The 25,990-nt window shown below is 73.1% G+C and carries 21 protein-coding genes and 2 pseudogenes; 11 read left to right on the top strand and 12 right to left on the bottom strand.

Annotated features, from left to right (window positions below; all coding sequences use genetic code 11):
- Positions 1 to 5: 5 nt before the first annotated feature.
- On the bottom strand, positions 6 to 1,007 hold the full coding sequence (locus tag ACH4EB_RS06105) for a TIGR03842 family LLM class F420-dependent oxidoreductase (protein WP_398346129.1): 1,002 nt from the start codon (positions 1,005 to 1,007) through the stop codon (positions 6 to 8).
- A gap of 10 nt (positions 1,008 to 1,017) precedes the next feature.
- Positions 1,018 to 2,424 carry a dihydropyrimidinase gene (gene hydA, locus ACH4EB_RS06100; RefSeq protein ID WP_398346128.1) on the bottom strand — a complete coding sequence of 469 codons (1,407 nt, stop codon included), beginning with the start codon at positions 2,422 to 2,424 and terminating at the stop codon, positions 1,018 to 1,020.
- A 327-nt stretch (positions 2,425 to 2,751) separates the two neighbouring features.
- Between hydA and ACH4EB_RS06095 the strand changes: the two genes are divergently transcribed.
- Positions 2,752 to 3,330: a TerD family protein gene (locus tag ACH4EB_RS06095; protein ID WP_398346127.1), complete on the top strand. Its 579-nt coding sequence runs from the start codon at positions 2,752 to 2,754 to the stop codon at positions 3,328 to 3,330.
- A 101-nt stretch (positions 3,331 to 3,431) separates the two neighbouring features.
- Here the strand turns inward: ACH4EB_RS06095 and ACH4EB_RS06090 are convergent, their stop codons facing one another.
- Both ACH4EB_RS06090 and ACH4EB_RS06085 read right to left on the bottom strand, forming a co-directional pair.
- A complete protein-coding gene (locus ACH4EB_RS06090; RefSeq protein WP_398346126.1) occupies positions 3,432 to 4,013 on the bottom strand; it encodes a TerD family protein in 582 nt (193 codons plus the stop codon).
- Between the two features lie 267 nt (positions 4,014 to 4,280).
- Complete coding sequence (locus tag ACH4EB_RS06085; protein WP_398346124.1) at positions 4,281 to 5,168, bottom strand: helix-turn-helix domain-containing protein; 888 nt, start codon at positions 5,166 to 5,168, stop codon at positions 4,281 to 4,283.
- A gap of 181 nt (positions 5,169 to 5,349) precedes the next feature.
- Here ACH4EB_RS06085 and ACH4EB_RS06080 point away from each other — a divergent pair, with 181 nt between their 5' ends.
- Both ACH4EB_RS06080 and ACH4EB_RS06075 read left to right on the top strand, forming a co-directional pair.
- On the top strand, positions 5,350 to 6,405 hold the full coding sequence (locus ACH4EB_RS06080) for an NAD(P)-dependent alcohol dehydrogenase (protein ID WP_398346123.1): 1,056 nt from the start codon (positions 5,350 to 5,352) through the stop codon (positions 6,403 to 6,405).
- Positions 6,406 to 6,668: 263 nt separating this feature from the next.
- Entirely contained in the window at positions 6,669 to 6,872 is a 204-nt protein-coding gene (locus ACH4EB_RS06075; protein ID WP_398346122.1) for a cold-shock protein, read from the top strand.
- A 286-nt stretch (positions 6,873 to 7,158) separates the two neighbouring features.
- On the opposite strand, the gene ACH4EB_RS06070 is transcribed toward ACH4EB_RS06075, so the two are convergent.
- Complete coding sequence (locus tag ACH4EB_RS06070; RefSeq protein ID WP_398346121.1) at positions 7,159 to 8,013, bottom strand: nitrilase-related carbon-nitrogen hydrolase; 855 nt, start codon at positions 8,011 to 8,013, stop codon at positions 7,159 to 7,161.
- 178 nt (positions 8,014 to 8,191) lie between these two features.
- Positions 8,192 to 9,538, bottom strand: coding sequence for a hypothetical protein (locus ACH4EB_RS06065; RefSeq protein WP_398346120.1), 1,347 nt, complete (start codon positions 9,536 to 9,538; stop codon positions 8,192 to 8,194).
- A 330-nt stretch (positions 9,539 to 9,868) separates the two neighbouring features.
- On the opposite strand from ACH4EB_RS06065, the gene ACH4EB_RS06060 reads away from it, so the two are divergent.
- From ACH4EB_RS06060 to ACH4EB_RS06045, 4 genes and pseudogenes are all read left to right on the top strand, one after another.
- Positions 9,869 to 11,437: an FAD-dependent oxidoreductase gene (locus ACH4EB_RS06060; protein ID WP_398346119.1), complete on the top strand. Its 1,569-nt coding sequence runs from the start codon at positions 9,869 to 9,871 to the stop codon at positions 11,435 to 11,437.
- Between the two features lie 150 nt (positions 11,438 to 11,587).
- Positions 11,588 to 12,298 (top strand): annotated as a pseudogene (locus tag ACH4EB_RS06055) (ATPase); the annotation flags it as partial.
- A gap of 12 nt (positions 12,299 to 12,310) precedes the next feature.
- Positions 12,311 to 13,578, top strand: a pseudogene (locus tag ACH4EB_RS06050) (hypothetical protein); the annotation flags it as partial.
- A 237-nt stretch (positions 13,579 to 13,815) separates the two neighbouring features.
- Positions 13,816 to 14,748 (top strand): MBL fold metallo-hydrolase, encoded by a 933-nt coding sequence (locus tag ACH4EB_RS06045; RefSeq protein ID WP_398346118.1) that lies wholly within the window; start codon positions 13,816 to 13,818, stop codon positions 14,746 to 14,748.
- On the opposite strand, the gene ACH4EB_RS06040 is transcribed toward ACH4EB_RS06045, so the two are convergent.
- Entirely contained in the window at positions 14,730 to 15,530 is an 801-nt protein-coding gene (locus ACH4EB_RS06040) for a helix-turn-helix domain-containing protein (RefSeq protein ID WP_398346117.1), read from the bottom strand. The genes ACH4EB_RS06045 and ACH4EB_RS06040 overlap by 19 nt on opposite strands.
- A 364-nt stretch (positions 15,531 to 15,894) precedes the next feature.
- Here ACH4EB_RS06040 and fabG point away from each other — a divergent pair, with 364 nt between their 5' ends.
- Positions 15,895 to 16,599, top strand: a complete 705-nt coding sequence (fabG, locus tag ACH4EB_RS06035; protein ID WP_398346116.1) for a 3-oxoacyl-ACP reductase FabG — start codon at positions 15,895 to 15,897, stop codon at positions 16,597 to 16,599.
- Between the two features lie 400 nt (positions 16,600 to 16,999).
- Here fabG and ACH4EB_RS06030 read toward each other — a convergent pair whose 3' ends face one another.
- The gene (locus ACH4EB_RS06030) at positions 17,000 to 17,350 is read right to left on the bottom strand and encodes a hypothetical protein (RefSeq protein WP_398346115.1); all 351 of its coding nucleotides are present in this window, start codon (positions 17,348 to 17,350) and stop codon (positions 17,000 to 17,002) included.
- 554 nt (positions 17,351 to 17,904) lie between these two features.
- Between ACH4EB_RS06030 and ACH4EB_RS06025 the strand changes: the two genes are divergently transcribed.
- The gene (locus ACH4EB_RS06025; RefSeq protein ID WP_398346114.1) at positions 17,905 to 19,011 is read left to right on the top strand and encodes a hypothetical protein; all 1,107 of its coding nucleotides are present in this window, start codon (positions 17,905 to 17,907) and stop codon (positions 19,009 to 19,011) included.
- Between the two features lie 109 nt (positions 19,012 to 19,120).
- A complete protein-coding gene (locus ACH4EB_RS06020; RefSeq protein WP_398346113.1) occupies positions 19,121 to 19,711 on the top strand; it encodes a hypothetical protein in 591 nt (196 codons plus the stop codon).
- Positions 19,712 to 19,760: 49 nt separating this feature from the next.
- On the opposite strand, the gene ACH4EB_RS06015 is transcribed toward ACH4EB_RS06020, so the two are convergent.
- Both ACH4EB_RS06015 and ggt read right to left on the bottom strand, forming a co-directional pair.
- Complete coding sequence (locus ACH4EB_RS06015; protein ID WP_398346112.1) at positions 19,761 to 20,258, bottom strand: MarR family winged helix-turn-helix transcriptional regulator; 498 nt, start codon at positions 20,256 to 20,258, stop codon at positions 19,761 to 19,763.
- Positions 20,259 to 20,402: 144 nt separating this feature from the next.
- Positions 20,403 to 22,235, bottom strand: coding sequence for a gamma-glutamyltransferase (gene ggt, locus ACH4EB_RS06010; RefSeq protein ID WP_398346110.1), 1,833 nt, complete (start codon positions 22,233 to 22,235; stop codon positions 20,403 to 20,405).
- 250 nt (positions 22,236 to 22,485) lie between these two features.
- On the opposite strand from ggt, the gene ACH4EB_RS06005 reads away from it, so the two are divergent.
- Positions 22,486 to 23,229: a hypothetical protein gene (locus ACH4EB_RS06005; protein ID WP_398346109.1), complete on the top strand. Its 744-nt coding sequence runs from the start codon at positions 22,486 to 22,488 to the stop codon at positions 23,227 to 23,229.
- Positions 23,230 to 23,322: 93 nt separating this feature from the next.
- Here ACH4EB_RS06005 and ACH4EB_RS06000 read toward each other — a convergent pair whose 3' ends face one another.
- Together ACH4EB_RS06000 and ACH4EB_RS05995 are read right to left on the bottom strand one after the other, a co-directional pair.
- Positions 23,323 to 24,174, bottom strand: a complete 852-nt coding sequence (locus ACH4EB_RS06000) for an alpha/beta fold hydrolase (RefSeq protein ID WP_398346108.1) — start codon at positions 24,172 to 24,174, stop codon at positions 23,323 to 23,325.
- 84 nt (positions 24,175 to 24,258) lie between these two features.
- Positions 24,259 to 25,842, bottom strand: coding sequence for a carboxylesterase/lipase family protein (locus ACH4EB_RS05995; protein WP_398346107.1), 1,584 nt, complete (start codon positions 25,840 to 25,842; stop codon positions 24,259 to 24,261).
- Between the last annotated feature and the right edge of the window lie 148 nt (positions 25,843 to 25,990).

Below are 25,990 nucleotides of genomic sequence, written 5' to 3'. Positions count from 1 at the left end.
GGCGGTCAGCCCGCGAACTCCGGAATGATCCGCTCGCCGTACGCGTCGATCGTGGCGTCCCTGGCGTCGTGCATCGCGTACAGCGCGAACTGGTCGACGCCCAGCTCCCGCAGCGCGCGCAGCTTGTCGCGCTGCGCCTCGGGCGGCCCGAGCAGGCAGAAGCGGTCCACGATCTCGTCCGGCACGAAGGCGGTGTCCGGGTTGCCCGAGCGCCCGTGGTGGGCGTAGTCGTAACCCTCGCGTTCCTTGATGTACGCGGTGAGCGCCTCGGGCACCATGCCGGAGTGCTCGCCGTACCGGCTGACGAGATCCGCGACGTGGTTGCCGACCATGCCGCCGAACCATCGGCACTGCTCGCGCGCGTGGGCGAGGTCGTCGCCGACGTACGCGGGCGCCGCGACGCAGATCGTGACGTCCGACGGGTCGCGGCCGGCCGCCGTCGCGGCGTCGCGGACCGCCTTGACCATCCATTCGGTCAGGAACGGGTCGGCCAGTTGGAGGATGAAACCGTCCGCCAGTTCCCCGGTCATCTTCAGGGCCTTGGGCCCGTACGCGGCCATCCACACCGGCAGCCGCCCGTCGCGCACCCACGGGATGCGCAGCGGATGACCGCCCACGTCGGTCTCCCGGCCCTCCGCGAGGTCCCGGATGATCCGGATCGACTCGCCGAGGCGGGCCAGGGTGTTGGGGGTGCGGCCGGCCACCCGCATGGCGGAGTCGCCGCGGCCGATGCCGCAGACGGTGCGGTTGCCGTACATGTCGTTGAGGGTGGCGAAGGTGGAGGCGGTGACCTCCGGGGTGCGGGTGGAGGGGTTGGTGACCATCGGGCCGACGGTGAGGCGTTCGGTGTGTTCCAGGATGCGGCTGTAGATGACGAACGGCTCCTGCCACAGCACGGAGGAGTCGAAGGTCCAGCCGTAGCGGAAGCCTTGCTGCTCGGCGCGGCGCATGGTGGCGACGACGTCGGATGCGGGCGGGTCGGTCTGCAGGACGACTCCGAAGTCCATCTCGGCCTCCTCAGTTCAGGTACTGGCAGGTGCCGCGCGGGGTGTACTGGCCGTGCCCCGCGCGCCCGGTGTAACGCCGCTGGTCGATGACGGTCTCGCCGCGCGAGAGGACGGTCTCCACGCGCCCGGTGACCGTGCGCCCCTCGTAGGCCGAGTAGTCGACGTTCATGTGGTGGGTGGCGGCGGAGATGACCTGCTCGGCGGCCGGGTCGTAGATGACGATGTCGGCGTCGGCGCCGGGTGCGATGGTGCCCTTCTTCGGGTAGAGGCCGAACATCCGGGCCGGTGCGGCGCAGGCGATCTCGATCCAGCGGCGGCGGCCGATGTGTCCGTCCACGACGCCCTGGTGCAGCAGGTCCATGCGGTGTTCGACGCCCGGCATCCCGTTGGGGATCTTGGAGAAGTCGCCGCGGCCCAATTCCTTCTGCCCCTTGAAGCAGAACGGACAGTGGTCGGTGGAGACCACCTGGAGGTCGTTGGTGCGCAGTCCGCGCCACAGCGCCGCCTGGTGCTCCCTGGGGCGCAGGGGCGTGCTGCAGACGTACTTGGCGCCCTCGAAGTCCGGCTCGGCCAGGTTGTCGGTGGACAGGAACAGATACTGCGGGCAGGTCTCGCCGAAGACGTTGAGGCCCTTGTCGCGGGCCTGCGCCAGTTCGGCGACGGCTTCCTCGGCCGAGACGTGCACGACGTACAGCGGTGCGCCGGCGACCCGGGCGAGCTGGATCGTGCGGTGGGTGGCCTCGGCCTCCAGCAACGCACTGCGCACCTCACCGTGGTGGCGGGGGTCGGTCCGGCCCTCGGCCAGGGCCTGTTCGACGAGGACGTCGATGGCGATGCCGTTCTCGGCGTGCATCATGACCAGTCCGCCGTTGCCCGCCGACCGCTGCATGGCGCGCAGGATCCGGCCGTCGTCGCTGTAGAAGACGCCGGGGTAGGCGGTGAACAGCTTGAACGAGGTCACGCCTTCCTCGACCAGCAGGTCCAGCTCCTTGAGCGAGTGTTCGTTCACATCGGAGAGGATCATGTGGAAGGCGTAGTCGACGGCGCACTGGGCGTCGGCCTTGGCGTGCCAGGTGTCCAGGCCCTCGCGCAGCGCCTGGCCGCGCGTCTGGACGGCGAAGTCCACGATCGTGGTGGTACCGCCCCAGGCCGCCGCCCGGGTGCCGGTCTCGAAGGTGTCGGAGGAGAACGTCCCGCCGAACGGGAAGTCCATGTGGGTGTGGGCGTCCACGCCGCCCGGGATGACGTACTTCCCCGTGGCGTCGATGGTGCGGTCGGCGCCCTCGGTCCAGCTCTCGGCGGTGGTCGTGCCGTGCGCGGCGAGGGCGGCGATCCTGCCGTCCTCGACCAGGACATCGGCATGGATCTCATCGGCGGCGGTGACGACCAGGCCGCCGCGGATGACTGTACGGGTCATGCTTCCGGTTCTCCCTTCCACACACACCAGTGGTGCGGCGCCGGAAGGGACACGGCCCGGCGTGCACTGCCGTCCGGGCGGCCCGCCCCAGGTGACGCCGCGTCATGACCGGTCTACACCCGTAGAGCGCGGCCGTGCAGCAGACCGTAGAAGCATGTCACCCGCCGTGGCAACACCATGTCCGCAGTTCAGGGGGAATGGTCCGGCCGTCGGCCTCATTACTTCATTGCTTGCGCAACTCGGGAACCTTGCTGTGACCCGCCGCGTTGCCCGGTGGGGGAAACACGACACACCGGACCGCACACACGCAACAGGAGACACAGCACCATGGGCGTCAGCCTCAGCAAGGGCCAGAACGTCGTCCTCAACCAGGACGGCACTCCCCTCGCGGACGTCACCGTCGGCCTGGGCTGGGACGCCCGGCCCGCCGCCGGTGCCGACTTCGACCTCGACGCCTCGGCGGTCGTCTGCGGCACCGACCAACGCGTCCTGTCCGACGCGCACTTCGTCTTCTACAACAACCTGGCCAGCCCGGACGGGGCGGTCCGGCACACCGGCGACAACCTCACCGGCGAGGGCGACGGCGACGACGAGCAGATCCTCGTCGACCTGGACCGCCTCGGCGAGGAGACCGGCCAGGTCGTCTTCACCGTCTCCATCCACGACGCCGAGCGGCGCGGCCAGAGCTTCGGCCAGGTCGAGGACGCGTACATCCGCGTCGTCGACAACCTGACCGGCCGTGAGATGTGCCGCTACGAGCTGTCGTACGACGCCGCGGGCGAGACGGCGATGGTCTTCGGCGCCCTCTACCGGCGCGGCGGCGAGTGGAAGTTCCGGGCCATCGGCCAGGGGTACGCGTCCGGGCTGGCCGGGATCGCCACCGACTACGGCGTCAACGTCGGCTGACGCACGGGACACGCGGCACACGGAAGGGCGCGCCGCGCGGGCGCGCCCTTCGTCGTGCATCGCGCTCGGAGTGCTCGGAGTGCTCAGAGTGCTCGGAGTGCTCAGAGATGCGAGGCGATGGCCGGCATCAGGTCCTGGAAGGTGCGGCCGGCGGCGGGTTCACCGATGGCGGCCATCTCCCAGCCACCGCCGGAGCGGCGGACCTTCGCCATGATCTGCGCGGTGTACGGGCCGCCGCCGGTCAGGGTGTAGCGGGCCAGCTCCTGGCCGTTGGTCTCGTCGACCAGGCGGCAGAACGCGTTCTGCACCTCGGCGAAGGTCTGACCGGTGAAGGAGTTCACCGTGAAGACGATCTGGTCGACGCGGGCGGGCACCCGCTGGAGGTCGACGAGGATCGCCTCGTCGTCGCCGCCCTGCCCCGCGCCGCCCACCAGGTTGTCACCGGTGTGGCGTACGGAGCCGTCGTCGCTGACCAGGTGCTGGAAGAAGACGACGTCGACGGGCTCCTGGCCGGCGAAGAGCACGGCCGAGGCGTCCAGGTCGATCTCTCGGGCCATCAGCTTGGCGAGGAAGCCCTTGCGGGCGGCGGCCTGCCAGCCGAGTCCCATCCGCACGACGCTGAGTTCGCCTCCGCCGGACTTGCTCAGACTGATCTTCTGACCCTTGTCCAGGTTCACGGTCATGTGCTGTCACTCCTGCGTCGGGATGGCATGCCTTGGGCAGGGCGGCGGCCGCCGCCACCGGCCGGGAACCAAAAATCTACAGCACTGTAGAGGTAATGGAGAAGTAAAGACGCGCGGTGGAGCGGGGGAACGAGCGTGCCCGCCCGATCGTACGGACGGCGGGTGCCGGGCGCCCGGCACTTGGCGGGCCCCGCCGGAATACTCACGGCGGGGCCCAGTCGTACGGTACCCAGCCGGGCGCCCGCACGACAGACCGCGCCGTCGCTTTCACGTCATCGAGGACACCCGTTCCGCCGGCCGCTCCGTACGGCCGGCGTCCGCCTCCGCCACCCGCTCCGCCAGCCGGCGCAGCGCCCGCGCCGAGGCCGATCCGGGCTCGGCGTGGTACGTGACCACCTGCTGGTCCGGGTCGGCCGGCAGCGCGAGCGTCTCGTACGCGAGGGACAGCGGCCCCGCCACCGGGTGCGTCAGCCGCTTGTGGCCGAAGCCCTTGTCCTGGACGTCGTGGGCCGCCCAGATCCGCCGGAAGTCCGCGCTTCGCGCGGACAGCTCACCGATCAGCGCGCACAGCTTCGGATCGCCGGGGAACCGGCCGACGTCCCGCCGCAGGTGGGCGACGACGTGCGCCGCCTTCCCCGCCCAGTCGGCGTACAGCTCGCGCGTCGCCGGGGCGAGGAAGAGCTGCCAGGCCAGATTGCGCTCGCCGGGGGGCATCGCGGCGAAGTCGCCGAGGAGCGCGCGGGCCAGCCGGTTCCACCCGAGGATGTCCAGTCGCCGCCCGATCACGTACGCCGGGACGCCGTCCATCGCGTCGATCAGATCCTGGACGGCGGGCCGTATCCGCTGCGGCCGCGGAGCCGGGCGGTGGTGCCGGGAGACCGGCCTGACCAGGTGGTCCAGATGGGAGCGCTCGGCCCGGGACAGCCGCAGCACGTCGGAGACCGAGTCCAGCACCGCGGCGGAGACGTTCCGCCCCCGCCCCTGTTCGAGGCGTATGTAGTACGCCACGCTGACTCCCGCGAGCTGCGCCAGTTCCTCCCGTCGCAGGCCGGGCACCCTGCGCCGCCCGCCGTGGTGGGCCAGGCCGACGTCCTCGGGCTGGAGCCTGGCGCGACGGGAGCGGAGGAATTCGCTCAGTTCGGTGCGCTGGTCCATCCCTCGATTATGGCGGGTCGCCGTCCCGGAAGCGGTGGCGAGGGCCGCCGGGCGCCCACCGCCGTATGGCCGGGGCGGTCCGCGGACCTGCGCCAGGGTGGTCCTCGCAGTGGTAGGAACGCCGAGCGTAGGTTCAACAGGGCACTGGTTGCCTCGGGCATGCAAGTCCACGCTGGAGAGCATGAACCGCACCTCTGTCCCCGCATACGCAGCGCCCGCCCCGAAGGCTCCGCTGGAGCGCACCACCATCGAGCGCCGTGAGCTGGACGCGCACGACATCCTCATCGACATCGCATTCGCGGGCATCTGCCACTCCGACATCCACACCGTGCGGGCGGAGTGGGGCGACGGCGGGCACTTCCCCGTCGTCCCCGGCCACGAGATCGCGGGCGTGGTCAGCGCGGTCGGCGCCGAGGTGACCCGGTACGCGGTCGGCGACCGGGTCGGCGTGGGCTGCTTCGTCGACTCCTGCCGCACGTGCGAGAACTGCCTGGCCGGCCTCCAGCAGCACTGCACCGGCGAGCTGGGCCAGGTCGGCACGTACAACGCCGTCGGCCGCGACGGCCGGCCCACCCAGGGCGGCTACTCCACCCACCTCGTCGTCGACGAGCAGTACGCGCTGCGCATCCCGGACAGCCTGCCGCTGGACGCCGCCGCGCCGCTGCTCTGCGCCGGCATCACCCTGTACTCGCCGCTGGCGCACTGGAAGGCCGGCCCCGGCAAGAAGGTCGCCGTCGTGGGCCTCGGCGGCCTCGGCCACATGGGCGTCAAGATCGCCCACGCGATGGGGGCCGAGGTCACCGTGCTGAGCCAGTCGCTGCGCAAGCAGGAGGACGGCCTGCGGCTCGGCGCCGACCACTACTACGCCACGTCCGACCCGGCGACCTTCGAGAAGCTGGCGAACCGCTTCGACCTGATCGTCAACACCGTCTCCGCGCAGCTCGACCTCAACGCCTACCTGGGCCTGCTGCGTACCGACGGTACGCTCGTCCAGCTCGGCGTCCCGGAGCACCCGCTGCCGGTCGCGCCGTTCGCCCTGATCGGCAACCGCCGGTCCTTCGCCGGCTCGCTGATCGGCGGCCTGGAGGAGACCCAGGAGATGCTGGACTTCTGCGGCGAGCACGGCATCACCTCGGAGGTCGAGGTGATCAGCGCGGACCGGATCAACGAGGCGTACGAGCGGGTGCTCGCCAGCGACGTCCGCTACCGCTTCGTGATCGACACCGCGACGATCTGACGGCCGGGGCCGGGCCCCGCTCCCCGGGTGCCGCCGCGCCGGCGACACCCGGGGTCACGGTCGGTACTGTTCCGGCGACGGATTCCGTGCTACCGTCAAATCAGTTGCAGTTTTGGTACCCATAAACGTTATGTGCGCCTGACGGTATGTGACCGTCGGGCGCATTTTGTTTCTGCCGGTCTCATCCGGATGGGCTCAATTGCGGCGACCCTGGATTCCGCACAGTGCGGATTCCTCAACTGCCTCGATCGAAGGATACAGACATGGCAACCGGCACCGTGAAGTGGTTCAACTCCGAAAAGGGCTTCGGCTTCATCGAGCAGGACGGCGGCGGCGCCGACGTCTTCGCCCACTACTCGAACATTCAGGCCCAGGGCTTCCGTGAGCTCATGGAGGGCCAGAAGGTCAGCTTCGACGTCACGCAGGGCCAGAAGGGCCCGCAGGCGGAGAACATCGTCCTCGCCTGATTCCCGCCCGTAGGCAGGCCGGTCCCACCCGACCGCCGCCGCGACGGCAGGACCGCGTAAGACGCGAGCCGGAACTTCACCCGAACGGGTAAGTTTCCGGCTCGCGTCTTTTTGGTTCCGGCTCCCGCTTCCGCCTTCCGCCTTCCGCGGTAATTCCCCACCGCGCAATCCATCGGCTGACCGCCTCAGGCGGGTGCCGGTCTGCGCCCGGCCTCCCGCAGCGCCTCGGCCAGGGCCCCGGCAGCCGGCCGCGCGGCCCCGGAGCCGTGCCGGGGCCGCGCGGCCGTCAGGGCCGGACCAGGCCCTCGTACGCGTCGGGGCGGCGGTCCCGGTAGAAGGCCCACTGCTGGCGCACCTCGTCGATCAGGCCGAAGTCCAGGTCGCGTACGACCAGCTCCTCCTTGGTGTCGCTGGCGACATCGCCGACGAACCGGCCGCGCGGGTCCACGAAGTAGCTCGTCCCGTAGAAGTCGTTGTCGCCGTACTCCTCGACGCCGACCCGGTTGATCGCGGCGACGAAGTACTCGTTGGCCACCGCGGCGGCGGGCTGTTCGAGCTGCCACAGGTAGGCGGAGAGGCCACGGGAGGTGGCGGAGGGGTTGTAGACGAGCTGCGCGCCGTTCAGGCCGAGCTGGCGCCATCCCTCGGGGAAGTGGCGGTCGTAGCAGATGTAGACGCCGATCCGGCCGACGGCGGTGTCGAAGACCGGCCAGCCGAGGTTGCCCGGCTTGAAGTAGTACTTCTCCCAGAAGCCCTTGACCTGCGGGATGTGGTGCTTGCGGTAGGTGCCGAGCACCGTGCCGTCGGCGTCGATGACGGCGGCGGTGTTGTAGTAGAAGCCGGACTGCTCGACCTCGAAGACCGGCACCACGATCACCATGCCGGTCTCGCGGGCCAGTTCCTGCATCCGGCGGGTGGTGGGGCCGTCCGGCACCGGCTCGGCCCAGCGGTAGTGCTCCGGCTCCTGGACCTGGCAGAAGTACGGGGCATTGAAGACCTCTTGGAAGCCGATCACCTGCGCGCCCTGCGCGGCCGCCGCCCTGGCGTGTTCCTCGTGCTTCGCGATCATCGAATCGGTGTCGCCGGTCCAGGACGCCTGAACCAGTGCGGCACGTACGACGTTACGGACAACATCGGCCATGAGCTGCTCCTTCGTCGAGCCGTCGGCCACGGGCCAGGCGGATCTACGCGTGTGGAGGCGACCGTAGGCCTCGTGCAGCGGCGAGGCAAGACCATCTCCCGCACAGGCGGTGCGGCGAACCGCGGACCGGACGGTGCGACGGGCCCCGGACCGGCCGGTGGGTGCCGGGGGGGGCGGGTCAGCCGCCCGCCCCGCCGGCGCGCAAGGCGTGGGTGATGTCGCGGTGGCGGTGCGGCGAGACACCGGCGGCGGCGTCCAGGAGCAGCGGGGCCAGCTCGCCCGGCGCGCTCGCGGTCGCCGCCACCGCCTCTTCGGGCGTACGGGCCCGGACCAGTGCCGCGAACAGTTCACGGGCCTGGGCCGGGCGGCCCGCGCCGAGCAGCGCCAGCGCCGTGTCCGCCACTTCCTCGACGGGGCGGGTGACCCCCTGGCGCAGCAGGCGCGCACTCTCGGCGGTACGCCCCGCGGCGGCGAGCGCGTCGGCGGCAGCGGCGAGCCGGGCGGGCGGCAGACAGGCCGCCTCCCAGAGCAGTGTCGGCACCTCCGCCACCAGCCCGGCACTCTCCAACTCCCCTATGAGGGCGGGCAGCTCGGCGGGGTGCGCGTGCGCGGCGGCACACAACAGGGCGTGCGCCTCACCACCGCGCCCGGCCGCCCGCAGCCGGGCGAGCCGAGCGGCGCTGGTGGGGGTGCGCGGAGCGGGCGGGGCGGGTGGCTCGACGGGGGTGCGGGGCGGCGTGGGGAGCGCGTCGGGCTCCTTCGTGGGCAGCGGCGTGGGGAGCGCGTCGGGCTCCTTCACGGACGGCGGCGTGCTTCCCGAACGGTGTTTGTGCGCAGGCCCCTTGGGCGCCCGGTCCGCGTCCGTACGGAACCAGCCGCGGCGGCCCCTCCGTACGCCGCCGTCGGTCCGCTCGCCCTCACCCGCACTCCCCGTCCCCATACCCGCCCCCGTATCCGTTTCCGTGTCCGTATCCGTGGCGGGACCGTCCGTGCCTTCCGTGAAGCGGTGGGCTGCCACTCGTTCGGTCAACGCGTCGATGCGGCCTTGGAGTTCGCGCACCCGGGCCCCGGCCCGTACGTGGTCGTCACGGGCCCAGGCCAGTTCGTCGGTCAGCCGCCCGGTCTCGGAGCCGCCGGCCGCCGTGCGCAGCGAGGCGAGCAGATCCCGTCCGCGCAGCGCCGCGTACTGCCGTTCGCGCAGCATCGCGTCCAGCCGGTCCGCCAGACGGGCGGCGGCGTCCGGCCGGGCGTCGTACGCGGCGACCGCCTCGTGGTGGAGCCGGCGCGCCCGTGGCCCGGCGGTGCGTACGGTGTATGCGCCGCACCGTTCCGCGAGGTCGTGCAGCAGCGACTCCACCACGTCCCAGGGCGGTAGGTCCGCCCCGTCCAGGCAGGCCCGCATCCCTTCGGGGTCGCGGAGCGTGAAGACCCCGTACCACCCGGCCGTCTCGTCGAGCAGCCGTGTCAGCCCGCGCAGGAACCGCGCGAACTCCTCCACCGGCGTGCCCGGTCGTTGCCCTGCCACGTTCCCCGCTCCCCTCCCCCGGGCCCCGTGCGCCCGCCCGTTCCCACCTCACGCCCGGCCCGCAGGCGACACCAGCCGTGTTTCGGCCTGGATCACTGCGGCGCCACCGGCGGCTCTCGCGGTGCCACCGGCAGTTCTCACGGCCCTCCCGCACGGTCGGCGCGGGCCCCCGCCGTCGTCCGTGGTGGGGCCGGGTCCGCGGACATGGCCGAGAGGCTTCGGTCCGGCGCGGCGGACGGCCCCGCTGCCCGCCGGGCCGCCACAGGCCCGTACGGGGGAGCCGGGGTGCGGCGGCGCTTCGGGGCGGCCCGGCGGGGCACCCGTTGCCGCATGACCGACAACGATGGACTGCCCGGCCTGGACGAGTCGTACTGGATCACCACCACCCCCAGCACGTCCTATCCGCCGCTCACCGAGGACGCCGAGACCGACGTGACGGTGATCGGCGCCGGGATCGCCGGGCTGAGTACGGCCTGGGAGCTGGCCAGGGCCGGCCGCCGGGTCGTTCTGCTGGAGGCCGACCGGATCGCCGCCGGCGTCACGGGGTACACGACCGCCAAGCTCTCCGCGCTGCACACCCTGGTCTACGACCGGCTGCGCCGCACCCGCGGGCCCCAGGGCGCCCGCCACTACGCGCGGTCCCAGCAGGGCGCCGTCGAGCACGTCGTCGAGACCGCCGGGCTCCTCGGCGTCGACTGCGACCTGGAGCGCGGCCCCGCGTTCACCTACGTCCGCGACCCGGAGAGCGCCGGGGAGCTGCGCGCGGAGGCGGCGGCCGCCCGCGAGGCCGGGCTGCCGGCCTCCTTCGTCACCGAAACCGGGCTGCCGTTCCCCGTGGCGGGCGCGGTGCGCGTCGAGGACCAGGCCCAGTTCCATCCGCGCAAGTATCTCCTCGCGCTCGCGGAGGACTTCCGCTCGCGCGGGGGCGTCATCCACGAGCGTACCCGCGCCACCGGCCTGCACGAGGGCTCCCCCTGCCGGGTGACGACGGAGACGGGCACCACCGTGACCTCGCAGGACGTCGTGGTCGCCACCCACTACCCGGTCTTCGACCGCGCCCTGCTCTTCACCCGCCTGTCGCCGCGGCGCGAGGTGGTGGTGGCCGCGCCGGTCGACGCCGACCGCGACCCGGGCGGCATGTTCATCACCCAGGAGGAGGGCAAGCGGTCCGTCCGCACCGCGCCGTACGGCGACGGGCGCCGGCTGCTCATCGTCACGGGCGAGACCTTCAAGCCGGGCACGGCCGACGCCGGCGAGAAGTTCGCGGCCCTGACCGCCTGGACCCACCGGCACTTTCCCGGAACGGAGGTGGCGTACCGGTGGGCGACCCAGGACAACGACGCCACCGACACCGTCCCGCTGATCGGCCCGTTCCACCCGGGCGCGCGGCACACCTACGTCGCCACCGGGTTCGGCGGCTGGGGCCTGAGCGGCGGCGTGGTCGCCGGACGTCTGCTGACCGGCCTGATCACCGGGGACCCGCCGCCGTGGGCCGGTCTGTACGACCCGCGCCGGCTGTGGAGCGCCGTACGGGAGGCCCCCGCCTTCCTCAAGCACCAGGCCGAGGTCGGCCGGCACTTCATCGGCGACCGGCTGCGCAGCACGCACGCCGACTCGGTGGCGGACATCGCTCCCGGCACCGGCGCGGTCGTACGGGTGAAGGGCCGCCGCTGCGCGGTGTACCGCGACGAGGACGGGACCACCCGCGCCGTGTCGGCGCGCTGCACCCACCTGGGCTGTCTGGTCGCCTTCAACGCGACGGAGAAGGCCTGGGAGTGCCCCTGCCACGGCTCCCGGTTCGCACCGGACGGAGCCGTCCTGCAGGGCCCGGCCACGGAGCCACTGGAACCGCGGGACGCGGGTTGGCGGGAGGCGGGGCGCGGGCCGTCAGCCATCTGACGCGGCGCCGCAGCTCCCGGGGGGCAGAGCCGTCTCGTCAGCCCGGCAGGGCGTCGCAGGCAGGGAGTTGAGGATGGGCGCGCAGGACACGGCCGGCCGGCTTCGGGCGATCAGCGACGAGTTGTCGGACCGTTTCCACACCGCGCACGTGAGGATTCGGCCGCGCTCCACGACCGGCCGCTGGTGCGGTTCGAGGTCGGGTACCTGGAAGATCCGTCGAACGTCGCCGCGCTGGTCTGGTCCGCCGTCAGCCGCCCGGCGGCTCCGGCCCGCACCACCGTCGAACTGGCCGCGTCGCAGCACGCCGTGACCGAAGCGGTGCCGGCCGTGGACGTCCCCGACGGGATCGTGGCCGCGGTGTGCACGCCGCGGGCCGCCCTGCGCCGCAAGGAACTCGTCGCCTCCGACCGCCGCCGGCGGCAGGCGGTGGGCCTGCTCCAGGCGTCCGCGTACCTCGACGGCCGCCCGGCGGCCGCCGAGACCGACCTGTCGGTGCTGACGCACGTCCTGCGGGACTCCCCCGCCCAGCGCCCGGCCGTCGAGCGTGAGGTGCTGCACCTGGTCAACCCGGACGCCGAGGAGGCACTCGACCTGGCCGACGCCGTCGAGGAACTGGCGGCCCAGCTCGACGCCATGGCCGGGCAGTCCCGTGAGGCGCTGAGCGAGTGGGTCATCAAGAACGCCCGCAACAAGCTCGCCAGGGCGGGACAGCGGCTGGAGAAGCTGCGCGAGGAGGCGGCGGGCGCCGGCCGCTCCACCGCCGCCATCGACCGGGTGGCCGGCCGTCAGCGCGCCGTGCGTGCCCGCGTGCTCACCGAGGCCCTCGGCGTGGACGCGAGCATGGCGCAGGCCCAGCTCTGAGGAGGCACGGCCATGGACGGAGCACCGGGCAAGCCGGACGAGCTGGCGCGCCGGGCCGGCAAGTGGCTGGGGCGGTCCGGCGCGGCTTCCGAGCAGCACACCACAGCCGTGGTCCGCCGACCGGTTCGACCGGTTCACGTGGCACGACACCTACGCGCAGTCGGCCGGGCTGCGAGAGCTGGCCGAGGAGCTGAACGGGCGCCACGACGGCACCGCGGACCTCCTGACCGACGTGTTCCTGGCCGCCTACCAGGCGGTCCCGCGGTTGCGCGAGTACGCGGACATGAGTCCGTCCCGGCTGGTCAACCACCAGGTCATCACCTCGCCGGTGGAGTCACCGGAGTTCGCCGAGCTGCACCGGGAGACGGCCGGGGCCCCCACGCCGCCGCCATGGCCGTACTCGCCCAGGCCGCCGCGCTGCGCCGGATGCTGGAACGCTCCCGGAGCGCCCAGACACAGACCGACCAGGCGGCCCGGGCCCGGCAGGCCGCCGAAGGCGCGGCGGCCGCCGTGGCCGAGGCGCTCCGGCAGGCCGCCGGAGAAGCCGGCGAGGACGGTACGGTCCCGGCGTCGGCCGCCGACGCCGTGCAGCGGGCCGCCGAAGCGGCCGAGACCGCCGAGACCGCCGGCCGGCGGGCCGCCCGGAGCGCCGCGCAGGGCCACGCGGCGGCGGTCCCGAGCGTCCGGGCCACCGCACGGAAGGCGGTGACGGCGGCCGCCGAGGCCGTGCGGGAGGAGGCCGCGCTGATGCGCGCGTGGGGGGCGGCCCAGGCGAGCCGGAGCGGCTGCCCTCCGCGGCCGCCCGGCGCGCCCGGCTCGCCGAGCGGCTGCGCACCAGCCGCCTCACGCGGTGGGCCGAGCTGATCGGCCGCTTCCGGCAGATGGCCGACGGCGAGCGTGCCCGCAAGGTCGAGACCACCGGGGAGCTGGTCGGCGTCACGCAGGTCCTCGCCTTCGCGGAGAGCTTTCTCTGCGGCGGCACCAGCTACGAGACGCCGCTGTCGGCGGCGCGCGAGCTGCCGGCGGAGGAGTTCGACGACGCCTCCCGCGAGCGCGGTGACATCGTGCTGCTCACCGACGACGAGTGCGACGTCACCGAGGAGTGGACGCGCGCCTGGAACGACGCCAGGCGTCTGCTGGGCTTCCGTGTCTTCGGCGTGGCCATCGGCGCCCCGGGCGCCGCCGATGCCGGGTCGGTACTGGAGGCCCTGGGCGACAACCTGTGCTCCATCGAGGACCTCACGGACCTGCACGCCGCCGCCGACCTCTTCCGCGTGATCCGATCCGGCCCGCGCGCGGGTGAGACTGATCACCGTCGCTCCGGGCCGGGCCCGCAGTGGAGCGACGGACTTGGCCGGAAAGCGAGTAATCAGCCGTCTTGAGTGGGTGTTTCTCGCAGGCGGTGAGTACATTGGCCCCTTGCGGAGCCGGGGTGTCCTCTTCCGTCAGGGCGCACCGCCGGGTCCGTACGCCGCGCCGCCGGCGGCAGCGCCACCCCACGAGAGAATGGATCTTCCTTGAGCACGCCCCGCCTCGTCCCGCTGTCCCCGACCACCTGGGCGTGGACGCACGACAGCACCGCCTGGGGGTACAGCAACTGCGGGCTCGTGGCGTCCGACGGCGAAGCGCTGCTGATGGACACGCAGTTCACGCTGCGGGGCACCCGGGAGCTGCTGGACGCGATCGCCGTCGCCGTACCGGACGCGACGGTGACCACGGTGGTCAACAGCCACCAGAACGGCGACCACACGTGGGGCAACGAACTGGTCGCGGACGCGGAGATCATCACGTCCGAGGCGTCCGCGGCACACCTGTGCCAGGAGATGACCCCGGACATGCTGTCGGCCCTGAGCCGCGGCGAGCCGACCACCGCGGTCACCGCCTACGCCGTCGAGCACTTCGGCGCCTTCGACTTCGGCGGCATCACCGTCACCGGCCCGACCCGGACCTTCACCGGCGGCCTGGACCTGACCGTCGGCCGCACGGCGGTACGGCTGCTCGACCTCGGCGCCGGGCACAGCGCGGGCGATGTCGCGCTGCACGTGCCCGAGGACGGTGTGGTGTTCACCGGTGACGCCCTGTTCGACGGCGGCCACATGATCGTCTGGTCCGGGTCGCTCTCGTCCTGCGTCACCGCCTGCGACACGCTCCTGGCCACCGGTGCCACGACCTTCGTGCCGGGCCACGGCGGCATCACCGACCGGGCGGGCGTCACCGTCTTCCGCGACCGGCTGTCCCGGATCCTGGACACGGCCACCGCCCACGCCCGCAAGGGTACGGAGCTGGCCGAGGCGGCCCGGCTGGTCAAGGAGGAGTACGCCGGCGGCCTGGCGCACCCCGAGCGGCTGTTCACCGCGGTCGCGGCGGCCTACCAGGAGGCGGGTGTGGCGAACGTCCCGTCCACCACGTTCGAGCTGGTCGAGGGCATGGCTCAGCTCGCCGCCACGTAGTCGCACGGCACCACCAGCATGAACCGCTGCGTACGGTCGCTGAGCGGCGCGAAGCAGCGGAAGGTCACCTCGAACTCCTCGTCGCCGTGGCCGGGCAGGTACAGCCAGCGCCGGTGGCCGTCCGGGTGGGTGACGGTGGTGAGGTCGTCGGTGAGCAGCCGGGCCGCGACCCTGTCGCGCTCCTTGATCTCCGCGACGACCTCCGCCAGCCTGCGGTTCTCCGGCTGTTCGGCGGCGGCCAGCCGGAGCTGGGACGCCATCGGCTTGGCCCAGGACTCCTCCCAGTCGATGAGCTGAAGGCGGGCCTCGGGGTAGGTCAGCGCCCAGATCATGACGTTGACGCCGTGCTTCATCCACGGCCAGTCCTGCTCGCACGCCGCGTTGTACAGGAGCACGTCCCACGCCGCGTCGGACAGGTACGCCGGCCAGGGCTGGACCTGGATGAGCGCGGACGTGGACGGGTCCACGAAGCCGGCCGGGCGGTACAGCGGCGACGGCACCTGACCCCTGGCGTAGACGAAGAGGGTGTGCCGCTGGGCCTCGTCGAGGTCGAGGATGCGCACGATGCGCTCCAGCCACTCGGCCTTCGGCCGTTCGATCCGGCCGGACTCCAGCCTGCGGTACCAGCCCTCGGTGACGCCGGTGAGCGCCGCCATCTCGGCCTGGGTGATGCCGGGCCGGTCCCGGTGGCCGAAAGTGGCGGTGAAACCGGGCACTTGGTTGGGATCCCGGCGGCCGCGCCAGTCGCGCAGGAAGTCACCTAGCCGGTGCTTACTGGACATTTGTCGCCAAACTCCCCGCGATTCGGTAAAGGGATCGAAAAGTTACGGCCGACTTTAACCCGATGCCGCTACGCACTGGACCCACCTTTCCTCGCCACCCACTTCCCGGAAACCACCCCAGGCCGGGCATAACCCACCATTACGCTCCCCGGACCGACACACCGCCTACCGGAACTCCTGGTGCCGGTCACCCCATGTGACCGGCACCGGACGAGAACGATCACTCGGTTTGTGCCAGAGTGACTGACCGCGCGAGGGCGCCGCCCGCACGGCGCCGCCCCGCGGGCGCACCGCCACCGCACCCACCGGCGGAAGCCGGGTGCGCGGCAGTACCGGACACACCAGCAGCAACCGAGAGGCACCCATGAGCCGCAGCGTCTTCATCACCGGTGGCAACCGGGGTATCGGCCGGGCCATCGCGGAGGCCATGGCTGCCGACGGGGACAAGGTCGCCGTCACCTACCGCACGGGCGAGCCGCCCGCCGGTGTGCTGGGCGTGCCCTGCGACATCACCGACCCGGAGCAGGTCGAAGCGGCGTTCCGGCACATCGAGGAGGCGCACGGCCCGGTCGAGGTCCTGGTGGCCAACGCCGGCATCACCCGCGACGCCCTCCTGATGCGGATGTCCGAGGACGACTTCGAGGACGTCGTGGCGACCAACCTCACGGCCGCCTACCGGCTGGCCAAGCGCGCCACCCGCGGCATGCTGCGCGCCCGCAAGGGCCGCATGGTCTTCGTCGGCTCGGCCGTCGGCCTGCGCGGCGAGGCCGGTCAGGCCAACTACGCGGCGGCCAAGGCCGGACTGGTCGGCCTGGCCCGCTCCCTCGCCCGCGAACTGGGCTCGCGCGGCATCACCGCCAACGTGGTCGCCCCCGGACTCACCCGGACCGACATGGCCGCGGCGCTCCCCCAGGAGCGCCTGGACGCCATGGTGGAGCAGATCCCGCTGGGCCGGACGGCCCGCCCCGAGGACATCGCCGCGGCGGTGCGCTGGCTGGCCGGCGACGAGGCGTCGTACATCACCGGGGCCGTCATCCCGGTGGACGGCGGCGCCGGCATGGGCCACTGAGCCCCGCGGTAATCGCACACTTCTGAACCACGCCCCCGCGCCCTTCCCTGCGCGGGCGGACGGGCCCACCCCCACGAGGGGCGGTGCCGTGAGTGCTTGGACGGGGGTCAGGCGCTCACGCACCGGGGGGAGGAGGGGAGCCTGTGAGACGCCGGTCACCGGCGTCTCACAGGCACTGCGGGGCAACCCGCGACCGGGCACCGCGGGCGGCCGCGACCGGAAAACTCAGCAGGCCGACGGGCACGTTCGCCTGCGTGGTGCGGCGGAGACCCGCCCGCGCCGCGCACGGCTACCACGATTCGCTGAATCCACGGGCTCGTTTTTCCCGCGTTGATTCACACTGCCGAGCCGTTGGAATCAACTTCACCCGCCGCGGCGACGTTCTCCCTGCTTTTCGGCCTCAGCAGTGCACGTCCACCTTGATGACCGTATTGTTGCCGTCCAGCGGTCTTTCGGTCCACGCCTCGACCCGGTCCCACGTGCCGTTCACGTAGGTGACCGTGAAGGAGTTGCCGTGGGCCTTACCCCAGGAGTAGCGGTCGTTGATGGGGTTGTAGCCGCAGTTGTTCATGTTCCACCAGCGCCCGGCGTCCGACGCGAGGCGAATACAGGCTTTCCCCCAGTCGCACTGGGGAGACCATCCCTTGGTACCGACCGAGGCTGCGGCCGGGCCACTGGCCAGGGCGACGGCGGCTCCGAAAGTGGTCGCCAAGACGGTGGCCCGGGACATCAACCGGGTGATCGATTGCATCTCAGATCCCTTTCTGTACGGACCATCCTTGCGATAGGAGAGTGACAGATTTGATGTGCATTGGTCACCGATCGGGGCGTTAATGGCCAGCATGTGACGCCGTACGCGCATTGCTGTTTACGAGCACTGAGTGGCACGCATCGCAAGACCGCAGGTCGCAGGTCCGGTGTGCACAGGACCCAGGATTCTCGGGCCGGCCCCGGACACACGACTCCGGTCAAGATCCCCCCGGACGCTCGCCCACCGCGCCGCGCCGCCCGTCCGGAGACGACCGTGCTCGCCGCGGGCTTCCGTGGCTCCCGTAGGCGGAAATTGCGTACTGCGTTACGTAGATCGCCCCCGGACGGCGCTGCGCGGCCGTCCTCGCACCTAGTCTCGACGACGTCAGCCAAGGCGCCCCACGTGTGCGCATGGTCATGCACGAGGCGCAGGTGTACGCATGCACACAAGTCCGCACGCGCGCTCACGCACACCCCGCGTCACGCACGGCCTCACCATGACGAACGTCAACCCGTGCCGCCCAGGAGGCACTTGGGACCCGAAAGGACTGCTGGATGAAGATTCGCCGCGCCCTGACGGCCGCCGCAGCGGCTGCCGTGATAGCACCCGCCGCCGTACTGGCCGCGCCCGCCGCCGCGCTCGCCACGGAGCCGGTGTCCGAGGCCGGCCCCCGCACGCCCGCCTCCCCCGACGCCGCGACACCGGCGGACCGGCCGGCGGACTCCGCGACGAGCGGCGCGGGATCGGGTACCCCGGACGAGCCGCGGCGCCCGGGCGGAGCCGCTGCCGGTGGCCCGGCATCCCAGGACCGCGACGGGGCCGCCCGTACCGCCCCGGGGAAGCCGTCGAAAGCCGCCGCGACCAGCAAGAGGGCCGCTGAGGAGGCCGCCGGCGCGGGCGGCGCCACCGGGGCAGGCAAGAACGCCGGTGATTCCGACGGTGCGGGCCAGTCCTGCGCGTTCGAGTCCGACCAGTTGCGCGTGGCCGTCCAGGGGCTGCCGTCCCGCCTGACCGCGGGCGGCGCCTGGACCCCCTTCTCCATGACGCTCGCCAACACCACCGGCAAGCCCCTGGAGAAGGTCCAGCCCTTCCTGCACGTGTCCTCCGCCCAAGACGTCGACCGGCCGTACTGGGAGCTGGAGACCGAGTACCGCGACGCCAAGACGGGACAGTGGAAGACCTTCCACGACGCGGAGCCCGACGACCTGTTCGGCTCCTTCACCGTCGGCCCGCGCAGCACCATCACGCTCCGACTGCGCACCCGCGTGGTCAAGAACGCCAAGCCCGGCGCCGGGTACGTGCTCGCCGCCGGCGACTACCGCAACCGCGACGGTTCCTGCGGCTCGGCCAAGGAAGCCTGGTACGACTTCACCATCCTCCCCGTGGGCGCCAAGCCGACGCAGTCCCCGACCGCCGGGCCGGGCGGCACGGCCGAGCCCGGCCACGGCGCCGCGTCCGGCGGCGGTACGGGCGGCTCCGGTGCCACCGGCGGCCTCGGCCCGCAGGGCGGCGCCCACCTCGCCGCGACCGGCTCCTCGTCCGCGCTCCCGGCAGTCGCTCTCGCCGGCGCCGCCGCGATGGCGGCCGGCGCGGGTACGGTCATCGGCGCGCGCCGCCGCAAGGGCGCGGCCGGTCCGGGCGCCACGGACGTGACCGCGTGAACCCAAGCCCTTCACCACGAACCTGATAACCCAAGGATCCACGGGCCTGAGGACGCGATGGCACGGAAACAAAGGCTCCAAGGTCCGAAGAACCGGGAAAGAGAACTTCATGAAACTGCGCCGCGCCCTGTCGGTCTCGGCCGCGACGGCCGCCCTGCTCCCCCTGGCGATGGCCGCCGCGCCCGCCTCCCAGGCGGCCCCCGCCGCGGACCTCCCGAAGTGCTCCGACATGGGGCAGCCCCACAACAACACCTTCGTAGGCCGCACGTTCGGCATACCCGAGTCGGTCACTCTCGGCGCCGACTGGACGACCTACACCGCCACGCTCACCAACGCCTCGGCGAAGGAGCTGAAGTCGTTCGCACTCAGCGGCAAGCTGGGCAGTTACATCTACAACGAGGGCGAGCGCGACCTGGGCGCGTACGGCGATCTGCAGTACTGGGACACCGCGCAGCGCGCCTGGAAGACACTGCGCCGGGCCGATGGAAAAGCCGGCGGCACCATTCCCGCCCCGAAGACGCTGAAGCCCCGCGAGTCCGTCCACGTGCAACTGCGGTCCAGGGTGCGCAAGGACCTGCCCATGAACCAGACGTACGACGCGTTCACCGGCCTCACCGGCACCTTCGTCGACCGCTACCAGAACACGGACTGCACCGCCCGCGGCGACGCCGACGACGGCTTCTCCCCCAGCGAAAGCTGAAACCCGCGGGGGACTGTCCCCCGGCCCCGGCCCCGGCCCCGGCCCCGGGCTACGGGCGGTTCCGTCCGAGTTCCGTCAGGCGGGTCAGGGCCGGCAGCGCGTCGGCGAGCGCCTGGCGTTGTCGGGAGGAGAGCTGGGCCACCAGCGGTTCCAGGTGGCGTGTGCGGTCCGTGTGGCGGGAGCGGCCGATGCGCCGGCCCGCCTCGGTGATACGGACGAGGACGGCGCGCCCGTCGCGGGGGTCGGGGCGGCGCTCCACCAGTCCGTCGCGCTCCAGCCGGGTGACCAGTTGGGTGATGCCGGGCTGACTGACCTGCTCGGTCCTGGTCAGTTCGGTCAGCCGCATCGGCCCTTCGGCGAACGCCAGGGTGTCCAGCACCGACAGGGTCGTGAAGGACAGGTTCTCCGGCGTGGGGAGCCGGACGTAGAAGCGGTTGAAGTGCTCGACCGCGGTGGCGAAGGCGTCCACGTCCAGGTCGCCGTCGGGTGTGCGGCCCGGCGCGTCACCTGGGGCAGCGCCGGTGGCGTCGTTCAGGTCGTCGTTCACACCGGAAAACATAGCGTACGGTTACTTAAGTCGCTTATATTCCTGCCGGGCCCTGAGGGCACCGGACGAGGGACGGGCCCGGCGGCCGACGCGGTCGTGCGTCGGCCGCCGGGCCCGGTCCTTCCGCCGTTCGCGGCCGCGATGTCACCCCTTGGGGCGGACCACCATCGCCGATCCGCCGCCGCGCCGCTCTTTCTCCGCCGCCGCCAGCCAGCGCCCGCCCGGCAGGCGCTGCACGCCGGTCGCGGCGCCGATCTCCGGGTTGCGGGTGAACCGGTGGCCGATCGCCTCCAGTTGCGCGCGGACCGGGCTGTTCCACAGGCCGGGTTCCAGCTCGGTGGCGGCCGCGTTGCGCTGGCTGGCGCGGGGCGCGGCGATGGCGTCGACCAGCGGCATCCCGCGGTCCAGGTGGTTCAGCAGGCTCTGCAGGACGGTCGTGATGATCGTCGCGCCGCCGGGTGAGCCCAGCGCCACGACCGGGCGGCCGTCCCGCAGCACGATCGTCGGGGTCATCGAGGACCGCGGGCGCTTGCCGGGCCCCGGCAGGTTCGGGTCGTGCACGGCCGGGTTCGCCGGGGCGAAGGAGAAGTCCGTCAGCTCGTTGTTGAGCAGGAAACCGCGGCCCGGTACGACGATGCCGCTGCCGCCGGTCTGCTCGATGGTGAGGGTGTAGGCGACGACGTTGCCCCACTTGTCGGCGACGGTCAGGTGGGTGGTGTTCTCGCCCTCGTACGTCGTGGGGGCGGCCCGGCCGCCGGCCACGCACGGCCGCGGGTGGCGCGGGTCGCCGGGCGCCAGCGGGCTGGTGAGCACCGCGTCGTCCTTGATCAGGCAGGCCCGGGAGTCGGCGAAGCGCTGGGAGGTCAGGCCGCGCGTCGGCACGTCCTCGAACTCCGGGTCGCCGACCCAGCGCCCGCGGTCGGCGAAGGCGATGCGGCTCGCCTCGATGTAGCGGTGCAGGTAGTCCTTCTCGCTCAGCTTCGACAGGTCGCGGTGTTCCAGGATGTTGAGCGCCTCGGCGATGCTGGTGCCGCCGGAGGAGCCGGGCGCCATGCCGTACACGTCCAGGCCCCGGTAGCGGGTCCTGGTCGGTGCCTGGCGGCGCACCTCGTACGCGCGCAGGTCCTTCGCCGTCAGGTCGCCGGGCCGCACCTTGCGCTCGGCGCCCGGGCGCACCGGCGGCTTCCGGACGGTCCGTACGACGTCCTTGCCGAGCCGCCCGTCGTACAGCGTGTCGACGCCCTTGTCCCCCAGTTCCTCGTACGTACGGGCCAGGTCGGGATTCTTGAGGGTGGAGCCGACGGCCGGCAGCTTGCCGCCGGGGAGGAAGAGGCGGGCGGTGGCGGGGAAGTCGCGGAAGCGCGCCTCGTTGGCGGCGGTCTGCGCACGGAACGTCCCGTCGACCGTGAAGCCGTCGCGGGCCAGTTTCTCCGCGGGCTCCAGGAGTTCGCGCAGCGGGCGGGTGCCCCACCGCTCCAGCGCGGTGTCCCAGGTCGCGGGCGTGCCGGGGGTGCCGACGGAGAGGCCGCTGGTGACCGCCTCGTCGAACGGGATCGGCTTGCCGTGTTCCTGGAAGAGGCCGCGGTCCGCGCTGAGCGGCGCGGCCTCGCGGCCGTCCAGGGTGCGTATGGTGCGGGACTTGGCGTCGTACGAGACGAAGTAGCCGCCGCCTCCGACACCGGCGGAGTAGGGCTCGGTGACGCCGAGGGCCGCGGCGGTGGCGACCGCGGCGTCCACGGCGTTGCCGCCCTTGCGCAGCACCTCTATGCCGGCCGCGGAGGCGTCGGCGTCGACGCTGGAGACCGCGCCGCCGTAACCGACCGCCACCGGGACCTTCGGCGGGGTCTTGGCCGGGGCGGCGGCCGAGGGGTGGGCGGCAGGCGCCTGCGGAGCGTGGGCCGAGGCGGGGACGGCGGTCAGTGAACCGGCGAGCGCGGCCACCACCCCCAGTGCGGAAAGACGTCGGGCAGGTGTCATGCGGCGTTCCCTCCTGGCCTGATCGGGCGGCAGGGGCCGGAGCCTACCCGCGTGATCACGGGGGCGACAGAGGGGCGCGAGGGCACGGCGCGAAAGGGGCGCGAACGGCTGAGTGACCCGCCGGTGCGCAACGGTACGGGTGCCGCATAGCGGACGGTGTCCCGCATGCCCGTACGGACCCGGGCAAGGCCGCCCAGCCGCCCGCCCCGCGTTCGAACACACTCCCGGACAGCCGCTACGCTCCCCCGCCATGGACGACTCCCTGCTCCTCGTGATCGTGGCGGCGGCCGCCCTCGTCGTGGGCGCCCCGGCCGGCTGGGCCGCGCACACCGCCGTGGCACGCCGCAAGCTGAGCCGCGAGCAGAGCTTCTTCGGGCTGCCCGACGGTTCGGAATGCGTGCTGGTCACCCACCGGGACAGCACGTCGGCCCACTGGAGCATCCCGCGGCACGACGCGCTCGCCCTGCTCGGGCTGGCCTCGGTGGTGGAGACCTGCGGCGCGCACACGGAGGTCGCGCCGCACGACACCGGGCTCCAGGGGTTCGGCGCCCGCACCGAGTTCTGCGTGGGCGACCCGACCGCGCACCGGCGGCTGGCCGCCCATCTGGCGAACCTGCTGCCGGGGGTCGCCGTGCACCCCGGTGACGAGCACGGCATCGGGCGCGGCACGTTCGCCGTCGGGGGGTCGACGTACCGGATGGAGCCCGGTGCGGTGGAGTACGTGCTGCTGGCGCGGCTCACCGCCGTCGAGAGCGGCCGCCCGGTCTTCCTGGCGGCCGGGCAGCGCCCGGTGACCCACCGCGCCGCCGTACGTCACCTGGTGCGCAACCGGGCGCGGCTGGCCCGCAGGTACGGCACCGACGGGCAGTTCTGCCTGCTGCTCAAGGTCGTCAACTCGCAGGCGTACGGGCCCGACGTGGTGGAGCTGGTCGCGGACGTGACGAAGGCCGCGCTGGCACCGGCCGAGCCGAAGGGGCATCGCGCCGGGGTGTAGTGCGCGGGCTTCCTGTCCCGCTGGGGGTCGCCGCGCCGGGGTCGATGCGCGGGGCCCGTCCCGCGGGGCGTCACCGTGCCCCGGTCGGTCGCGTCAGCCGGACAGATCGGCCCGCCCGATGAACGCGCCCACCAGCGCGTTGAGTTCGTCCGCCGCCTGGTGCTGCATCCCGTGGTGGCTGCTGCCGGGCAACACCGCGATCTCGGCGTCGGGGAGCAGCCCCGAGACGGCCTTCGCCACCCGCTCGGCGTCGTGGGGCCGGCCACGGCCGGCGAGCACGATCAGCGTGGGTGTCCGGAGTGCGCGCAGGGCGGCCGTCGACGGTCGTGGCTTGGTGACGGGCCGGGCCTTCTCGACACCGGCCGCGGCTTCCTGCAACCGCAGCCAGTCCGGGTCGAGCGGGGCGCCGCCGGTCTCCCAGCGCAGGAACGAGCGGACGCGCGCGGGGCTCGGCGCCAGCAGCGTCGGCAGCGCCCGCAGCAGGTACCCGGGCCGGTACCCGGCGAAGCAGCCGGTCGGGTCGGCCAGCGCCAGGTGACTGACCCGGGAGGACACCAGGGCGTAGTGGAGGGCGATCCAGGCGCCGTAGGAGTGGCCGGCGAGGGCGGTCCGCCCGACGCCCAGGCCGTCCAGCAGAGCGTCGAGCCACCGGCCGAGGTCGGCGACGCTGCCGATCCGCCGCCCCTGGGCCGGCAGGCTGCGGCCCGCGTCGCCGATCAGGTCGGCGGCCAGCACGCGGCGGGTGCGGGCCCACTCGGGGACGTTGGCGAACCAACTGGCCGACGTGTCCCCGCCACCGGGCAGCAGGAGCAGGGGCGGAGCCCCTTCCGGTCCGGCGCAGTTGACGCGGGTGATGCCGTACGGGGTGGGGATGTCGAGGTGATCGACGCCCCCGCCCCACCGGTCGAGCAGCCCCTCGTACGCCTCGATGAACGTCCCGGGCATCGGACACTCCCCCCTTCGGCACACGTGCGAAGCGGCCGCTGTGCGGCGCTTCCCCACCGGCACCGCCGCGAGGCGCGTCCGGGCTCAACCGAAGTACATCACCTCGGGCGCCGGCCCGCCGAGGTAGGGCCGCCAGTCCGCGAGCCCCGGCCCGTTGGGCGTGCCGGCGGCCGCGAAAGCGGTGACCGCGCCGCCGAACGCCTGCGCCAGGCGGCGGTCCGCCGCCCCCGTGCGTCCCAGCATCGGGCTCTCGGGGTAGGCGTCGAACGTCCCGAACAGGAACGGCAGGTCCGCGCAGTGGGTGGCGCCCAGCGTGCCGTCGTCGCCGTCCGGGGCCCGGTCGAAGCGGTAGACGTACGCGGGTGTCCCCTGCGCGGCACGCTGCTCGGCGATGCGGGTCGCGCCGTCCCGGAACATCCAGCCGGTGGCGGCCTCGGCCAGGAGGTCCACGGGTGCCGCGTCCGGCCGCAGGCGCGCCAAGTCGTCGTACGCGTCGGGCGCTTCGTCGCGGCCACCGCTGCGGACGTCGGCGCCGGCGTCCTCGCGCATGATCCGCAGGACGTCGTCCCGGGTGCATGCCCGGGCCTGCTCGTCGAAGGCCAGGAACGCGGTCATCTCGTCCCGGACCGTACCGATCATCAGCTCGGTGTCCCCCAGCCCGCCGTCCCGCACGGCCTGCTGGGGAGAGACCGGCAGGACGGTGTCGTCGAGCACCGGGAACATGGGCGGTGCCAGACGGCCCGGTCGCGCGCGGTCCGCGGCCAGGCGGGTGTACGCGGCGAGCAGCCGCTCCACCGGCAGGGCGCGCAGCTCCCGCAGGGCGGCGGCCTCGTTGCCGGGGGCGGCCGCCCGGTCCGGCACGCCCAGCAGGCGCAGGTAGTCCGCCGTGATCGCGGCCGCCGTGGCCGGGTCCTGGGGCGGCAGGCCCCACGGCCCGCTCTGGGCGACGACCCGGCGCACCAGACCGCGGGTCCGCGGAGCGACCGCCAGGCACAGGGCCGTGTACGCGCCCGCCGACTGGCCGCCGACAGTGACCCGGCCGGGGTCGCCGCCGAAGGCCGCGATGTTCTCGTGCACCCAGCGCAGTGCCGCGGCCTGGTCCCGGAGCCCGAGGTCGGCCACGCCGGCCTCCGGCAGGAACAGCCAGCCGAGCGGGCCGAGGCGGTAGTTGGCCGTGACCACGACGAGGTCACCGAGCGCGGCGAGCCGGGCGCCGTCGTACCAGTCCCAGCCGCCGCAGCCGCTGGTGAAACCGCCACCGTGGAACCACACCAGCACCGGCCGGCCGGCGTCCGGCGCGGCGGCCGGGCTCCAGACGTTGAGAGTCAGGCAGCCGTCCTCGTCCCAGTCGGGTGTCCGGGACCCCATGACGCGCTCCAGCCGGGACGGGCTCTGCGGCGCGGCGGGCCCGGGCCGCGCCGCGTCCCGGACGCCGGTCCAGCCCTCGTGCGGACGCGGCGGCGAGAAGCGCAGCGCGCCGACCGGCGAGGCCGCGTACGGAATGCCGCGGAAGGCGGCCACCGGCGGCGCACCCGCCGGGCTTCCCGTCCCGGTGCCCACCTGCTGCCGCCCCGCTTCCGCCTCGTCCTCCGCCACCGGGGCCGGCCCGCCGCGCACGCGCCCCCGCTCCGTCTCCACGGTCCGCCACCACTCGCCGACTGCGGCCATCGGTTCAGCCCTTTCCTCCGGTTCGGCCCCCGCGCGCAATCCGTTCTACGCGACCGGCGGCCGCCCGCGCACACGGCGTGACCGCCATACGGCCCGGACCGGCCTCCCGCGGTGGGCGGCGCCCGGAAATCCTGGTGTGGTACTCCTG

Origin of the sequence: Streptomyces sp. NPDC018045 (assembly GCF_044327445.1) — a bacterium.
Classification (GTDB): domain Bacteria; phylum Actinomycetota; class Actinomycetes; order Streptomycetales; family Streptomycetaceae; genus Streptomyces.
The sequence above is the reverse complement of the archived record's forward strand: the minus strand, read 5'-3'. Positions and strand labels throughout refer to the sequence as shown.

Coding starts and splice junctions, on each gene's coding strand:
- ACH4EB_RS06105 (WP_398346129.1), bottom strand. CDS start 1,007: ATGGACTTCGGAGTCGTCCTGCAGACCGACCCGCCCGCATCCGACGTC.
- hydA (WP_398346128.1), bottom strand. CDS start 2,424: ATGACCCGTACAGTCATCCGCGGCGGCCTGGTCGTCACCGCCGCCGAT.
- ACH4EB_RS06095 (WP_398346127.1), top strand. CDS start 2,752: ATGGGCGTCAGCCTCAGCAAGGGCCAGAACGTCGTCCTCAACCAGGAC.
- ACH4EB_RS06090 (WP_398346126.1), bottom strand. CDS start 4,013: ATGACCGTGAACCTGGACAAGGGTCAGAAGATCAGTCTGAGCAAGTCC.
- ACH4EB_RS06085 (WP_398346124.1), bottom strand. CDS start 5,168: ATGGACCAGCGCACCGAACTGAGCGAATTCCTCCGCTCCCGTCGCGCC.
- ACH4EB_RS06080 (WP_398346123.1), top strand. CDS start 5,350: ATGAACCGCACCTCTGTCCCCGCATACGCAGCGCCCGCCCCGAAGGCT.
- ACH4EB_RS06075 (WP_398346122.1), top strand. CDS start 6,669: ATGGCAACCGGCACCGTGAAGTGGTTCAACTCCGAAAAGGGCTTCGGC.
- ACH4EB_RS06070 (WP_398346121.1), bottom strand. CDS start 8,013: ATGGCCGATGTTGTCCGTAACGTCGTACGTGCCGCACTGGTTCAGGCG.
- ACH4EB_RS06060 (WP_398346119.1), top strand. CDS start 9,869: ATGACCGACAACGATGGACTGCCCGGCCTGGACGAGTCGTACTGGATC.
- ACH4EB_RS06040 (WP_398346117.1), bottom strand. CDS start 15,530: ATGTCCAGTAAGCACCGGCTAGGTGACTTCCTGCGCGACTGGCGCGGC.
- fabG (WP_398346116.1), top strand. CDS start 15,895: ATGAGCCGCAGCGTCTTCATCACCGGTGGCAACCGGGGTATCGGCCGG.
- ACH4EB_RS06030 (WP_398346115.1), bottom strand. CDS start 17,350: ATGCAATCGATCACCCGGTTGATGTCCCGGGCCACCGTCTTGGCGACC.
- ACH4EB_RS06025 (WP_398346114.1), top strand. CDS start 17,905: ATGAAGATTCGCCGCGCCCTGACGGCCGCCGCAGCGGCTGCCGTGATA.
- ACH4EB_RS06020 (WP_398346113.1), top strand. CDS start 19,121: ATGAAACTGCGCCGCGCCCTGTCGGTCTCGGCCGCGACGGCCGCCCTG.
- ggt (WP_398346110.1), bottom strand. CDS start 22,235: ATGACACCTGCCCGACGTCTTTCCGCACTGGGGGTGGTGGCCGCGCTC.
- ACH4EB_RS06005 (WP_398346109.1), top strand. CDS start 22,486: ATGGACGACTCCCTGCTCCTCGTGATCGTGGCGGCGGCCGCCCTCGTC.
- ACH4EB_RS06000 (WP_398346108.1), bottom strand. CDS start 24,174: ATGCCCGGGACGTTCATCGAGGCGTACGAGGGGCTGCTCGACCGGTGG.
- ACH4EB_RS05995 (WP_398346107.1), bottom strand. CDS start 25,842: ATGGCCGCAGTCGGCGAGTGGTGGCGGACCGTGGAGACGGAGCGGGGG.